At 71.8% G+C, this 12,576-nt stretch carries 15 protein-coding genes; 14 read left to right on the forward strand and 1 reads right to left on the reverse strand.

The window, feature by feature from the left end; genetic code table 11:
- Positions 1–6: 6 nt before the first annotated feature.
- Positions 7–837 (reverse strand): flagellin N-terminal helical domain-containing protein, encoded by an 831-nt coding sequence (locus BZF61_RS06610; RefSeq protein WP_086617901.1) that lies wholly within the window; start codon positions 835–837, stop codon positions 7–9.
- Between the two features lie 273 nt (positions 838–1,110).
- On the opposite strand from BZF61_RS06610, the gene BZF61_RS06615 reads away from it, so the two are divergent.
- From BZF61_RS06615 to BZF61_RS06680, 14 genes are read left to right on the forward strand one after another with little or no spacing between them, the layout of a single operon-like run.
- On the forward strand, positions 1,111–2,403 hold the full coding sequence (locus BZF61_RS06615) for a sigma-54 interaction domain-containing protein (RefSeq protein WP_086617902.1): 1,293 nt from the start codon (positions 1,111–1,113) through the stop codon (positions 2,401–2,403).
- Positions 2,400–2,759 (forward strand): flagellar hook-basal body complex protein FliE, encoded by a 360-nt coding sequence (gene fliE, locus BZF61_RS06620; RefSeq protein WP_086617904.1) that lies wholly within the window; start codon positions 2,400–2,402, stop codon positions 2,757–2,759. Before BZF61_RS06615 ends, fliE begins: the two co-directional genes overlap by 4 nt.
- A gap of 4 nt (positions 2,760–2,763) precedes the next feature.
- Positions 2,764–4,485 (forward strand): flagellar basal-body MS-ring/collar protein FliF, encoded by a 1,722-nt coding sequence (fliF, locus tag BZF61_RS06625; RefSeq protein WP_086617905.1) that lies wholly within the window; start codon positions 2,764–2,766, stop codon positions 4,483–4,485.
- Positions 4,482–5,525, forward strand: coding sequence for a flagellar motor switch protein FliG (gene fliG / locus BZF61_RS06630; RefSeq protein ID WP_086617907.1), 1,044 nt, complete (start codon positions 4,482–4,484; stop codon positions 5,523–5,525). Before fliF ends, fliG begins: the two co-directional genes overlap by 4 nt.
- Positions 5,509–6,150: a FliH/SctL family protein gene (locus BZF61_RS06635; protein ID WP_086617909.1), complete on the forward strand. Its 642-nt coding sequence runs from the start codon at positions 5,509–5,511 to the stop codon at positions 6,148–6,150. The genes fliG and BZF61_RS06635 overlap by 17 nt, the downstream gene beginning before the upstream one ends.
- A complete protein-coding gene (locus BZF61_RS06640; protein WP_086617910.1) occupies positions 6,147–7,481 on the forward strand; it encodes a FliI/YscN family ATPase in 1,335 nt (444 codons plus the stop codon). The genes BZF61_RS06635 and BZF61_RS06640 overlap by 4 nt, the downstream gene beginning before the upstream one ends.
- On the forward strand, positions 7,474–7,899 hold the full coding sequence (locus BZF61_RS06645) for a hypothetical protein (protein ID WP_086617912.1): 426 nt from the start codon (positions 7,474–7,476) through the stop codon (positions 7,897–7,899). Before BZF61_RS06640 ends, BZF61_RS06645 begins: the two co-directional genes overlap by 8 nt.
- Before the next feature lie 38 nt (positions 7,900–7,937).
- Entirely contained in the window at positions 7,938–9,263 is a 1,326-nt protein-coding gene (locus BZF61_RS06650; RefSeq protein ID WP_086617913.1) for a hypothetical protein, read from the forward strand.
- Between the two features lie 35 nt (positions 9,264–9,298).
- A complete protein-coding gene (locus tag BZF61_RS06655; protein WP_086617915.1) occupies positions 9,299–9,901 on the forward strand; it encodes a flagellar basal body-associated FliL family protein in 603 nt (200 codons plus the stop codon).
- The gene (locus BZF61_RS06660; RefSeq protein WP_086617916.1) at positions 9,898–10,848 is read left to right on the forward strand and encodes a FliM/FliN family flagellar motor switch protein; all 951 of its coding nucleotides are present in this window, start codon (positions 9,898–9,900) and stop codon (positions 10,846–10,848) included. Before BZF61_RS06655 ends, BZF61_RS06660 begins: the two co-directional genes overlap by 4 nt.
- Positions 10,845–11,168, forward strand: coding sequence for a FliM/FliN family flagellar motor switch protein (locus tag BZF61_RS06665; RefSeq protein ID WP_086617917.1), 324 nt, complete (start codon positions 10,845–10,847; stop codon positions 11,166–11,168). Before BZF61_RS06660 ends, BZF61_RS06665 begins: the two co-directional genes overlap by 4 nt.
- Positions 11,169–11,184: 16 nt before the next feature.
- Positions 11,185–11,463, forward strand: a complete 279-nt coding sequence (locus tag BZF61_RS06670) for a flagellar biosynthetic protein FliO (RefSeq protein ID WP_086617919.1) — start codon at positions 11,185–11,187, stop codon at positions 11,461–11,463.
- Positions 11,463–12,299 carry a flagellar type III secretion system pore protein FliP gene (fliP, locus tag BZF61_RS06675; protein ID WP_086617920.1) on the forward strand — a complete coding sequence of 279 codons (837 nt, stop codon included), beginning with the start codon at positions 11,463–11,465 and terminating at the stop codon, positions 12,297–12,299. Before BZF61_RS06670 ends, fliP begins: the two co-directional genes overlap by 1 nt.
- Positions 12,296–12,568 carry a flagellar biosynthetic protein FliQ gene (locus tag BZF61_RS06680; protein WP_086617921.1) on the forward strand — a complete coding sequence of 91 codons (273 nt, stop codon included), beginning with the start codon at positions 12,296–12,298 and terminating at the stop codon, positions 12,566–12,568. Before fliP ends, BZF61_RS06680 begins: the two co-directional genes overlap by 4 nt.
- Positions 12,569–12,576 lie beyond the last annotated feature (8 nt).

A 12,576-nucleotide genomic window follows, 5' to 3' on the forward strand; every position in this document is an offset into this window, starting at 1 on the left:
GGAGGCCTAGCGCAGCAGCGAGAGCACGTTCTGCTGCGACTGGTTGGCCTGGGCCAGCATCGCGGTGCTTGCCTGGCCGAGGATCTGCGCCTTGGCGAGCGCGGTGGTTTCCGCCGAATAGTCGGTGTCCTGGATCCGCGAGCGCGCGTCGGTCAGGTTGGTCGCGACGTTGGTGAGGTTGTTCACCGCCGACTGCAGACGGTTCTGGCCGGCACCCAGCGTCGCACGGGTGGTCGAGATGCTGGCGATGTCGGCATCGATGTCGGCCAGCGCGGAGCGGGCGGCAGAGCCGTCGGCGCCGGTCACGTCGAACGAGCCGGCCGCGCCGGCGCCGGCGGTGAGCGTGGTGAGATCGTCGAGCGTCAGGTCGACGGTATCGGCAGCATTGGCGCCGGCGAGCACGGTGATGGTGGTCACCGAGCCGTCGAACAGGGCAACACCGTTGAACTGGGTGTTGGCGACGACCTGGCCGATCTGCGCGGTCAGTTGGTCAACTTCGGCCTGGATATTGTCGCGGTCGGTGGCCTGATAGGTGTCCGAGCCGGCCTGCACCGCCAGCTCGCGGATGCGCTGGAGCATGTTGGTCACTTCGTTGAGCGCGCCTTCGGCGGTCTGCGCGAGCGAAATGCCGTCGTTGGCGTTGCGCACGCCCTGCTGCATCCCGCGGATCTGCGAGGTCATCGAGTTGACGATCGCGAGGCCGGCGGCATCGTCGGCGCCGCTGTTGATGCGCTTGCCGGTCGACAGGCGCTCCATCGCGGTGCCGAGCATCTTGCCCGCGGCAGTGCTGGCGTTGGAAGCGCGCATGGCCGAGGTATTGGTGTTGATCACGTTCATTGTCGAAACTCCCGAATGGTCAGGCAGGACGAACAGGCCCGTCGCTGCTGGCCCTTAGAGCGGCCGCTTGCCGGGATGTTTAAGCGGCCGGTTTGCCGCCGACCCGGCAAGCCCTCGCCGCCCGCGCCCTCCGCCGCACGGCGCGCCTTGCTCCTCACCGCTCCCCGGCGACTAGGGGAAGCTACGGGGGCTTAAATTTGCAACATCTTGGACGTCCGCGCGGCAAGGGATTGCCACCGGCAAACACCGTCCGGACCACAAACAGGGGCCAGTATGAACATTCCAGCTTCGACACCCGCGCGCCTTGCGCCCGCGCCGCAGCCGGATAGTGCGAGCGCCGCGCACGATGGGCTGACCGGCATCACCTTGCCGCTGATGGGCGCGACCTGGCAGCGCGAGCGGATCGTGCTGGGCGAGGCGATCCCGCCGGCGCTGGCCAGCGGGCTGGCGCACAAGGGGATGACCGCGATCACGCTTGCCCATGCCGATCGCCCGCAGCTGGCGCTCGCCGCCCCGGGACGCATCACGCTGGCCTATGATCCCGCCGCGCCCGAGGCCGCGCGGCCCGCGCTGCTCGCCGCCGCCGCCCATGGCGGCTGGCCGATTGCCGGCGACGCACAGTCGCTGGCGCTGTTGACCCTCGCCGAACGCCTTTCTGCCAGCGACATTCCGGTTCTGCTCGAAGGTCCGACCGGCACCGGCAAGGAAGTGCTTTCGCGCTTCATCCATCGCCTTTCGCCGCGCTGCGAGAACCCCTTTGTCGCGGTCAATTGCGCGGCCATGCCCGAAGCGATGCTCGAAGCGCTGCTGTTCGGCCACCGCAAGGGTGCCTTCACCGGCGCGGCCGAGGCCGGCGACGGGCTGTTTCGCGCTGCGGACAAGGGCACGCTGCTGCTCGATGAGATCGGCGAACTGCCGCTGGCCCTGCAGGCCAAGCTGCTGCGCGCGCTGCAGGAAGGCGAGGTGCTCCCGCTTGGCGCGACCAAACCGCTCAAGGTCGATGTCCGGATCATCGCCGCCACCAACCGCGATCTTGCCGCCGAGGCTGCGGCCGGGCGGTTCCGCGAGGATCTGCTCTACCGCCTCAACGTCTTTCCCCTGCGCATCCCCGCGCTGCGTGAGCGCCCCGGCGATATTGCCGCGCTCGCCTTCGGGATGCTGCTGCGCCATGCCGCTGCGCCGGGTCGCCCCGGCTGGATCGATCCGGCCGCGCTCGCGCTGCTCGAAGGCCATGCCTGGCCGGGCAATGTCCGCGAGCTGGAGAACGTCATCCGCCGCGCGATCCTGCTGTGCGGCGAGGGCGGCGTGATCGCGCCCGAACATATCGTCTTCGACACGGCAGTGCGCAGCGTGACCGGACCGGTCCTTGCCCCGCAGTCCGCCCCGGCGCGCCGGCTTTGCGAGGTTGCCTTTGCCTCGGAGGCCCAGGCGATCCTTGCCGCGCTCGACCGCCATGGCGGCAACCGCAGCGCCACCGCGCGCAGCCTCGGCATCTCCGAGCGCACCCTGCGCTACCGCCTCGCCTCGATGCGGGCGAACGGGATGGTTGCAGGAGCCCGGGCATGAGCGTGATCCGCCCCGGTTTCGGGCCCGCCGACGTGATGGCGCTGCGCAACCAGGTGCTCGCCCGCAGTGCCGCCTTGCAGGAGGTGCGCGCCGCGAGCCAACAGCCGCATGCCGCCAGCCCCGCGCCCGCGCCTGCCGCAGGCTTTGCCGCCACGCTCGGCAACGCGCTGAGGCAGGTCAATGCGGTGCAGCAACGCGCGTCCGACATGCAGGTCGCCTATGAACGCGGCGCAGTGACCGACATCGCGGAAGTGATGCTCGCGCGGCAGGAAGCGGGCGTTGCCTTCGAGGCGACCTTGCAGGTGCGCAACAAGCTGCTCACCGCCTATCAGGACATCATGCGGATGGGGGGCTGAGTAGATGAGCGAAGCAAGCCTTCCCGTCACCGCCGATGCGGCCGCCGGCCTTCCCGCCGCGCCGCCGCAGGCGGCCTGGCGCACGCTGCTGCCCGGGCCCGTCGCCGGGTTCATCGCTCAGCCGGCCCTCGCGCGCGCGCTGCCCATGCTGGCCGGGGTCGGCGCGCTGGCCGCGGCCGGGGCCTTGTGGATGACGCTCGCCGCCGGGCCTGACCGCGTGCTCTACACCAGCCTTGGCGATGCCGAACGCGCCAAGGTGGTCGAGACGCTCGAAGCGGGCGGGATCGCCTATGCGATCGACAACCAGACCGGCGCGCTCTCGGTGGCGGAGGACGATGTCTACCGCGCCCGGATGCTGGTGGCCAGCAATGCCGGGATCGCCGCGCCCGAAGGGGCCGAGGCGATGCTCGACGCGATGCCGCTCGGCACCTCGCGCACGCTCGAGGGCGAACGCCTGCGGCTGGCGCGCGAGCGCGAGTTGATGCTGACGATCCGCGAGATCGACGGGATCGAATCCGTGCGCGTCCACCTCGCCACGCCCGAAAGATCGGTGTTCGTGCGCGAGAACAACCCGCCATCCGCCTCGGTGATGGTGCGGCTGGCAAGCGGGCGCAGCCTGTCGCAAAGCCAGGTTGAGGCGATCGTCAATCTTGTCGCGGCCTCGGTGCCGGGAATGAGTCCAGATGCGGTGCGGGTGGTCGATCAGAACGGGCGGCTGCTGTCTTCCCCGCGCGCGGACAATCTCGAACCGCTCTTGCTCCAGCGCGAACACGAGGCGAAGCTGCGCGCGCAGATCGACAGCCTGCTGCTGCCGCTGCTGGGGGAGGGCAATTATTCGGCCGAGGTGCAGGTCGCGCTCGATCCGAATGAGGTGACCTCGGCGCGCGAAACCTACGAGAAGGAAGGCGTGGTGCGCTCTGAAAGCGAGCGCAACGCCAGCCGTAGCGGGGCCGGGCCGATGGGCGGGGTGCCCGGGGTTGCGGCCAACACGCCGCCGCCGCAGGCCCAGCTGGTCAATGCTCCGCCCCAACCCGCGCCGCCCGCCCCCGCGCCGGCGGCGACCGACACCGAAAGCGCTTTCGAGCGCAGCTACGAACTGGGACGCGAGGTGGCGGTGACCAGCACCCGTCCGGGGGGATTGCAGCGGCTCTCGGTCGCGGTCGCGGTCAGCGATGCTGCGCTCCGCAAGGCCGCGCCGATGACCGCTGCCCAGCTCGCGGCGCTGGTGGGCGCGGCGGTGGGCGCGGATCCGGCGCGCGGCGACAAGGTGGAAGTGGTGGCGAGCAAGTTCGAGCCTGCCGGGTTGGAAGCGCCCGCCTTCTACGAGCAGCCGTGGTTCGCGATGCTGGTGCGCTATGCCACGGCCTTGCTCGCGGTGCTGCTGGTGCTGCTCTTGGCGGTGCGTCCGCTGATCGGCAGGCTGAAGGGCAAGGGCATGGGCATGGGCAAGGGCAAGGGCATGGGCATGGGCATGGACGCGGACGGGGGCGCCGCGCCGGCCACCGGGCAGGGCGCTCTGCCCGCGCGCGCCGATCCTGAAACCGATGGCATGGGGGCGGCCGACGTGCTCCCGGCGATGGCAGCGGCGACGGCGCTCGGCGATCTGTCGCGCCAGGTCGAATTGGCGCGCAGACTCGCCGCCAGCCAGCCCGAACGCGCTGCCGAGGCCCTCCAGCGGATGCTCGCCACGCCCGATGATGCCGGGCCGGAGACGCGCGCGTCATGAACCGCGATATCGCCCCCGAAGCCAGCGCCCCCGCCGCCGTCAATGAGCGCCTGCTGCGCCGGATCGATCGCGCCGCAGTGTTCCTGATGCTGCTTGGCGACGAAGAGGCCAGCGCGATCCTCGGCCGCCTGTCACCGCCGGAGCTCGAACGCCTCGGCGCGGCGATGATGGCGTTGGGCGAGATCGACCAGCCGCGCATGGCCGAGGCGCTGGCCGACTTCGCCAGCGAGGCGGAGCGCGAGATGCTGCCCCAGCGCGGCCGCGGCGAAAGGGTGCGCAGCATGTTCGACAAGGCGCTTGGCCCGGTGCGGGCCGACAGCATGATGCAGCGGATCGAGCCGGATGCGCGCCCGCGCAGCATCGAGCTGGCGCGCTGGCTGGTGCCCTCGGTGCTGGTCCGCCTGATCGAGGACGAACACCCCCAGGTGATCGCCGCGCTGCTGCTGCTGATCGAGCCCGAGCCTGCCGCCGAAGTGCTCGCCGCGCTGCCGCGCGCGCTGCAGGCGACGGTGGTGGAACGGGTGGCGAGGAGCGGGCCGATCTCGGCCAGCGCGATCGCCACCATCGATACCCTGCTGACCCAGCGCATCACCGCCACTTTCGGCGCGGCGGCGCTGGCGCTGGGCGGGCCGCGCGAGGCGGCGAACCTCATCAACCTGGCCGCCGGCGACCTGCGCCATGCGGTGCTGCCTGCCATCGCCGAGCGCGACGGGCCACTGGCCGCACAGATCGAGGAGGAGCTGTTCACCTTCGAGATGCTGCTGGCGCTCGATCCGATGGCGATGGGCCGCCTGCTGCGCGATGTCGACAACGAGAAACTGGTCGATGCGCTCAAGGGCCTCACGGAAGACCAGCGCGCGCCTTTCTTCGCCGCCATGTCGAGCCGCGCGGCCGATGGCGTGCGCGACGAGATCGAACTGCGCGGGCGCGTGTCGAAGGCCGAAGTCGCCGCCGCCCAGAAGGCCATTGTCGCCATTGCCCGCGGCCTTGCCGAAGCGGGCGAGATTGTGATCGGAAACGGCAGTGGCGAATTCGTCTGACTGGCTCGGCGCGCTGGCCGATGCGGGTGCTGCGCCACCGGGATGGCTGACCCTGCTCGGCGAAACCTCGGAGTTCCGCGAGACCGCACCGGGGATCGTCGCGCCCGCCGCACCGGATGCACCGCAAGTCATGCCGCAGCCCGCGCCCGAGCCGTTCGCCGATCCTTCTGCCGATGCGCTGGCCCAGGCCTATGCGCGAGGGGAGGCGGCGGGGCGGGCCGCGGCGCTGGCCGAGGCCGAGCAGCACGCCGACCGCCAGCGCGCCTTGCGGCTCGCCTTCCGCAAGCTTGACGAGGCCGCCAGCGAAGTGCTCGCGGCAGACCTCGCGGACACCGTGATCGCGCTGTGCGACGGGGTGCTCGCCGCCCATGCCGCCGACCGCGCGGCCCTGCTCGTCCGCTGTCGCGAGGCCGCGCGGCGGATCGGCGGGGCGGCGGCGGGGCTGCGGCTGCATCTCCACCCTGCCGACATCGAAAGCCTCGGCCCAGCGGCGCTCGAGGGCTGGGCGGTGATTGCCGACAGCACGATCGAACCGGGCGGGCTGCTGCTCGAGGGGGCGGACGGCGCGGTGCGCGACGGGCCTGCCGACTGGCGCCGCGCCATTGCTGCCGCGGTGCGCGGATGATCGGGCAATTGCAGCTCGATCTCGCCCGGATGCGCGCTGCACGCCCGGATGCCGGGCCGGTGCGCATGGGCCGGGTGGTCGCCTGCGATGGCGGGCTGATCGAGGTTGCCGGCCTGCCGCTGCCGGTCGGCTCGCTCGGGGTGATCGAAAACGGCGGGACAAGCGAATGCCTTGCCGAGGTGATCGGGTTCCGCGCCGGCCATTCGCTGATGATGCTGCTCGGCGACACGATGCTGCTGCGCCCGCGCGCTGCGGTGCGGGGGCTGGGAAATCCGGGCGAAGTGCGGGTTGGCGAGGCCTTGCTCGGCCGCGCGGTCGATGCCCTGGGCGAGCCGATCGATGGCGGCCCGCGCCCCGATCTGCCGCACGCCTGGCCGCTCGCGGGGGCCCGCGAAGGCGCGCTTGAGCGCGCGAGCGTCCACGTGCCGTTCGACTGCGGGGTGCGGGCGATCAATGCGCTGGCGACGATGGGCGTGGGCCAGCGACTTGGGATTATGGCCGGATCGGGCGTGGGCAAATCGGTGCTGGTCGATACCATCGCCGGGCACGCGGTGGCCGATGTCACCGTCGTGGCGCTGATCGGTGAGCGCGCGCGCGAAGTCTCGGACTTCGTGGGCCGGCATATGGCCGGGGCGCGGCGCGGGGGAATCGTGGTGGTGGCGGTGCCCGCCGACCATGCGCCCAACCTGCGCCTGCGCGCGGCGCAATATGCGAGTTCCATTGCCGAATATTTCAGGGCGCAGGGCAAGCGCGTGCTGCTGATCCTCGACAGCCTCACCCGCGTTGCCCATGCCGCGCGCGAACTGGCGCTGGTGCTGGGCGAGCCCGGCGCGGCGCGGGGCTATCCGCCCAGCGCGCTCGCGGCCATCACCCGTCTCGTCGAGCGGGCGGGCAATTCCGCGCGCAGCGGCGGGGCGGTGACGGGGATCTACACCGTGCTCGCCGATGGCGATGACGGCAACGATCCGGTGGTCGACACCGCCCGGGCGATCCTCGACGGGCATATCGTGCTCTCGCGCGAATTGGCGCAGCGCGGACACTATCCGGCGATCGACATTCCCGCCTCCTTGAGCCGGGTGATGGACGATCTGGTCACGCCTGAGGTCGCGCGCGCCGCGCGCGGCCTCAGGGCGCTGATCGCCGCGCGCGAGGCGAACCGCGATCTGGTGCTGATGGGCGCCTATCGCGCCGGCTCCGATCCGCAGCTCGATACCGCGCTGGCGATGTCGGGGGCGATCGACGCCTTCCTCACGCAGGAGCGGGGCGCTGGCGAAGCGCTCGCCGCCAGCCATGCCGCGCTCACCGCGCTGATGGAGCAGGCGGGTGCGTGAGGCGCGCCGGCTCGCCCTGATCCGGCGGCAGGCGCTGCTGGCGCAGGTGGCGCGCCGGCAGGCCTTGCGCGCGCTGGCCGACGCGCTCGCCGCCGAAGACCGCAGCCGGCTGATCGCCGCGCGCAGCCGCCAGCTGGCCGCCGCGAGTGCGCCGCAGCCGGGCGCGACCAGTGGTGCGGCGCTGGCGGCGCGTTCGGGTTTTGCCGCAAGCCTCGCGCGGCTGGCGGCCACCGCCGCCGAGGCCGCCGGCGATGCCGCGCGCCAGTCAGCCTGGCAGGCCGAAACGCTCGCCGCGGCCGAGACCCGCGCCCGCCGTCTGGCCGAGCGCGAGGCCGAGGCGCGGGCCGCGGTCGATGCCCGCAAGGCCAAGCGCGATGCCGCCGAACCCGCGCCGCTGGCACGCAAGTTGCACACCTGAGCGGCAAACCGCTTGCCCCGTCCGCCAAGGAGCCTGTGATGATCCCTTCCCTGCCCGAATTCTCGACCGCCCCGCTCGCTGCCCCGCTTGCTGCTACGCCGCTGGCCAAGGCGTTTGCCGGTGGGGCTGGCGTGGGCGCGGGTGAAGGCGAAGGCGGGGGGCAACCGGCGCTCGATTTCGCCGGGCTGCTCGACGCGGCCCTGCCGGGCGGGGCGCAGGCCCTGTCCGGGGCGGCGGCGGAGCGCAGCCCGCCGCCAGCGGCGAGGTTGGATCCGGCGCCGGTGATGCGCCCGCCGGTTGCGCCGATCGCGCAGGGCAAAGCTGGCGCTGGCCGGTCCGGCGCCGCGTTGCCGCCTTCCGGCACCAGCCTGCCGGACAGCGGCAGCGATCTGCCTCCCGGCGACCTTCTCCTGCCGAGGCCGGAGCCGGCGCCCGCGCCTGCCCTTGCATCTGCGCTCGTCCCGCCAAGCCCCGAGAGCATTGGTGAAGCGGATGGGATCGCCGGGTTGTCCGAAGCGACGCCCCCGGCCGCGGCGCTGCAGGCCCTGCTCACCCCTGCCCCGCCCGCGCTTGTCACGGCTCCCGCACCAGCGCGCGCCGGTGCGGCGGCCGACCCGCTTCGTCCCGTGCGCCCTGCCGCGCCTGCCGCCAGCGCTCCGCCAAGGCCGGTCGCGCCTCTGCCGGTTCTGCCGGTTGCCCCGGTCGAGAAAGATGCGCCTGCCGAACCAGCCCCGGCAAGCCTTGCCGAGGATGGCGCGCCGGCCGCGCCGCAGGCCGCCGCCACCAGCCCTCCCGCCCCGCAGGCGGGTGCGCTCCCGACCGCCCATTCCGCGCCGCCATCCGCCCCCCCGCCCCTGGGCGGGCACGCCGAGGGCCGCTCTCCCGCACCCCAGCAGGAATCCGCCATCGCCCAGCTTGGCGAGATCCGTGCGGCGCTGCGCTCGGTCCGGCCCGAGCTGACCCTGCACCATGCCGAGTTCGGCCTCGTCTCGCTGCGCATCGAAGGCGCAACTGCCGCGCCGCAGGACTGGCGCGCGGTGCTGGCCAGCCGCGATCCGGGCTTTGTGGCGGCGATCCAGACAGCCTTGGCCGAGCGCGGCGTGGCGGCCGCCCCGGCCGATAGCGCCACGACCGGCAGCCAGAGCGGTTGGGGCGCCGGCTCCGACCGCCCATACGGGTTTTCCCAGGGGTCAGGGCAAGGTTCGTCTTCACCATACCTGGGGCACTCGGGAGGGCGTGACGAGGGTGCCGGCAGCAACCCCCAGGGCCGCCAGCAGCGCCTCGCCGGAGACGGGGCGGACACCGCTGCCCGAGCACCGGAAAGCGAGACATCGGTTCAGCGCCAGCGCGGCCTGTTCGCCTGATCGGCGCCGGCGCGGCAACAGGGAGTTGAGATTTCATGTCCAAGGGCAAGGACAAGGCGGACAAGGACGCCGAGAATGGCGGCACGCCCAAGCAGGGCGGCATGATCAAGCTCGTCCTCGGCGCGGTGCTGCTGCTCGCCCTGGGCGCGGGCGGGGCCTATGGCGCCTATGCCGCGGGCCTGTTCGGCGATGCGGGCGGGCATGAGTCTCCCGATCAGCCCAGATTGGTGCGCAAGGGCGAGGAAGAGCCCTACCCGCTGCCTGGCGCGGGGAAGGAACAGGACGCCCCGGCCCCCGTCTATGGCGAGGGCGGCAGCAAGTATCGCACCGCCTATTATTCCTTCGAGGAGAGCTTCACCTCCAACCTCGCGGATTCGCCCGGCCTGATCCAGGTTGAACTGGCGGTCTCCACTCGCCGTGACGGGCGGGTGCTGCAATGGGTCAAGAACCACGAACTGGCGATCCGCTCGGCGATCCTCGCCCAGCTCGCCGCCACCACCGAGGCCGAGGTCTATGACGTGGCAGGCAAGCAGCGCCTCGCCCAGCGTCTGACCAAGGCGGTCAACGGCGTGCTCGAGGAGAACGAGGGCTTCGGCGGGATCGACGCGGTGCACTTCCGGGGGTTCCTCGTCCAATGACGATGGCGCACGATTTTGCCGCTGCCCGGCCCGCTGCGCAGCATTGCCGCGAACTGATGGCGCACGCCATCGGCCGCGGCCCGCGCCCGGAGGAGCGCGCGGTGCTGCTGGCGGCATGGCGGCGCGACCTGGCGCGGCTGCTGGCCGAGGAGCTTTCGCTGCTGCTTTCGGGTGACCGGCTGGCCGTGAACGTGCCCGAACCGGAGCGGCTCGCGGGCAGCGCGGTGCTCGACCGGATCGGCCCTGTCGCTGCCAACAGCCTGTTGCGGGTCGGCCCCGGCGGCGAGACGGCGCTGCTCGCTTTCGACTTTGCCACCGCCATTGCGCTGACCGATCGCAGCTTCGGCGGCGACGGCAAGCTGGCGGACGATGCGCCCGATCAGCTGCCGCGCTCGGCCGCGTTGCTGGTCGACGCGATCGCCGCGACCATTGCCGGTGCCATCACCCGGGCCAGCCTGGACGAGCTGCCGTCGATGTCGGGCGCGGTGCTGGGCGGCGAGGTGATCGTGCGCAGCGAAAGCGCCGGGCGGCTCAAGCCCTTCGATCGGGATGCGCCCGCGCTGCTGTTCGACATCGCGATTGCCAACCACCAAGGCCGGGAATGGCGCTGCCTGCTGGCTCTGGCCGAGGAGCGCATGGCCCGCCTCCTGCCCGCCCCAGGCCGCGCCCGCCCCGATGGCGAACGCCCGCGCCGCCAGCCGGCCGATCCCTTCACCGCGCCCTTTGCGGACGTGCCGCTGCCGCTCCATGTCGTGCTGGCCGAGATCGACCTCTCCCTCGCCCGCCTCCAGAGGCTGGCACCGGGCGAGATGCTGCCGCTGGCGATGGGTCGCCAGGTGCCGCTGATGCTGGGCGACAAGCTGGTCGCGTATGGCAGCATCGGCACGCTCGAGGATCGCATGGCGCTCCGCCTCACCCGTTTTCCTGCAGAAGGACCTGCCCGATGAGTGATTTTTCGCCCGCCGCCTTCCACCGTTTCGGTGCGGTTGCCGTGCGCCTCGCGGTCGAACTCGGACGCACCGAACTGCCGCTGCGCGAGGTGCTCATGCTGGGCGAGGGCAGCACCGTGATGCTCGACCGGCTGACCGACGAATTGCTCGATGTCACGGCCAATGGCCGGGTGATCGCGCGCGGCGAGGTGGTGGCCGAGAAAGGGCGTTTCGCCCTGCGCATCGTCCATCTGGTGGGCGAGGACGGCCAAGACGTGCCCGCCCCCGAGCCAGCCACAGCTCCCGCAGCGGCGGCGAACCCCGCCGAGGCGCTGTAAAGGCGGGGCAGGGGCCATGCTCGAATATCTCCTGCGCCTCGCGCTGCTGCTGCCGTTGCTCGGCGGGCTGATCTGGGGGAGCCTGTGGCTGACCCGCTACGTCCAGACCCGGCTTGCCGGGCAGGTGGCGGGCGGCGGCGGGCGGCAGCTCGAGCTGGTCGAGACCAGCCTGATCGCGCCCGGCGTGAAGCTGGCGGTCGTCCGCTTCCGCGAGCGCGAGATCCTGCTCGGTCTGTCGCGCCACGGGATGGTGCGGCTCGCCGAAGCCCCTGCTTCCCCGGCGGAGAGCGCGTGATGCGCGCGGCGGCGATCCTGCGGGTGGGCCTCCTGTGCCTTGCCGCGTTAACCCTGTTTCCGGCGACGCCCGACGCGGCGCTCGCCGCCACCCCTGCCGGCGCAGCCCCGCTTGCACCCCCGGACCCGGTGGCGGCAGGCCTGGGCACGGCGATCGAGCGTGCACTGGGCGATAGCGGCACGGGCGCCAATGCAGAGGGGGACAGCCCGCTGAGCCTCTCGCTCCAGCTGCTGGTGGTGATGGGCCTGCTCACCATCTTGCCCGCGCTGGTGCTGATGATGACGAGCTTCCTGCGCATCCTCGTGGTGCTGGCGATCCTGCGGCAGGCGCTCGGCCTGCAAGGCTCGCCGCCCGGGCAGGTGCTGGCCGGCCTCGCGCTGTTCCTCTCGCTCTTCGTCATGGCCCCGACGCTCGACACCGTGAACGCCCAGGCGATCGCCCCCTATGCTGCCGGAACGATCGGCGCGGATGCCGCGATCGGGCAGGCGGGCGAAGCCTTCCACGCCTTCATGATGGCCCAGACGCGCGAGGCCAATCTGATGATGTTCACCGACATCGCCGGCGGCGGCAGCTTTGCGCGCGCGGAGGATGTGCCCTTCTCGATCCTGCTGCCCGCTTTCGTCACCAGCGAACTCCAGACCGCGTTCCAGATCGGCTTCATGATTTTCCTCCCCTTCCTCGTGATCGATCTGGTGGTGGCGAGCGTGCTGATGAGTCTGGGCATGATGATGCTTTCGCCGACGATCATCTCCTTGCCGTTCAAGCTGCTGCTGTTCGTGCTGGTCGATGGCTGGGCGTTGCTGATGGGCAGCCTGGCGATGAGTTTCGCCACATGAGCGCGGACGCGGCGCTCCTGTCGCTGGCCGACCAGGCCCTGTGGGTCACGGCGCTGATCGCCGGGCCGGTGCTGCTGGCAACGCTGGCGGTGGGGCTGGTGGTGGGCGTGATTCAGGCCGCCACCTCGATCAACGAACAGACCTTGAGCTTCATCCCCAAGCTGGCGGTGACGGCGCTGGTGTTCGTGGCGCTGGGCGCGGCGATGATGGGCCTGCTCGCCGATTTCACCCGCGAGATCATGGCGCAGGTCTCCGGGCTGACGGCCTGAGCTGGCAG

The sequence above is a fragment of the Erythrobacter tepidarius genome (genome assembly GCF_002155695.1).
In the GTDB taxonomy this organism is placed as follows: domain Bacteria; phylum Pseudomonadota; class Alphaproteobacteria; order Sphingomonadales; family Sphingomonadaceae; genus Erythrobacter; species Erythrobacter tepidarius.

Coding starts and splice junctions, on each gene's coding strand:
- fliF (WP_086617905.1), top strand. CDS start 2,764: ATGAGCGAAGCAAGCCTTCCCGTCACCGCCGATGCGGCCGCCGGCCTT.
- fliP (WP_086617920.1), top strand. CDS start 11,463: ATGCGCGCGGCGGCGATCCTGCGGGTGGGCCTCCTGTGCCTTGCCGCG.
- BZF61_RS06680 (WP_086617921.1), top strand. CDS start 12,296: ATGAGCGCGGACGCGGCGCTCCTGTCGCTGGCCGACCAGGCCCTGTGG.
- BZF61_RS06665 (WP_086617917.1), top strand. CDS start 10,845: ATGAGTGATTTTTCGCCCGCCGCCTTCCACCGTTTCGGTGCGGTTGCC.
- fliG (WP_086617907.1), top strand. CDS start 4,482: ATGAACCGCGATATCGCCCCCGAAGCCAGCGCCCCCGCCGCCGTCAAT.
- BZF61_RS06670 (WP_086617919.1), top strand. CDS start 11,185: ATGCTCGAATATCTCCTGCGCCTCGCGCTGCTGCTGCCGTTGCTCGGC.
- BZF61_RS06615 (WP_086617902.1), top strand. CDS start 1,111: ATGAACATTCCAGCTTCGACACCCGCGCGCCTTGCGCCCGCGCCGCAG.
- BZF61_RS06650 (WP_086617913.1), top strand. CDS start 7,938: ATGATCCCTTCCCTGCCCGAATTCTCGACCGCCCCGCTCGCTGCCCCG.
- BZF61_RS06610 (WP_086617901.1), bottom strand. CDS start 837: ATGAACGTGATCAACACCAATACCTCGGCCATGCGCGCTTCCAACGCC.
- BZF61_RS06655 (WP_086617915.1), top strand. CDS start 9,299: ATGTCCAAGGGCAAGGACAAGGCGGACAAGGACGCCGAGAATGGCGGC.
- fliE (WP_086617904.1), top strand. CDS start 2,400: ATGAGCGTGATCCGCCCCGGTTTCGGGCCCGCCGACGTGATGGCGCTG.
- BZF61_RS06660 (WP_086617916.1), top strand. CDS start 9,898: ATGACGATGGCGCACGATTTTGCCGCTGCCCGGCCCGCTGCGCAGCAT.
- BZF61_RS06640 (WP_086617910.1), top strand. CDS start 6,147: ATGATCGGGCAATTGCAGCTCGATCTCGCCCGGATGCGCGCTGCACGC.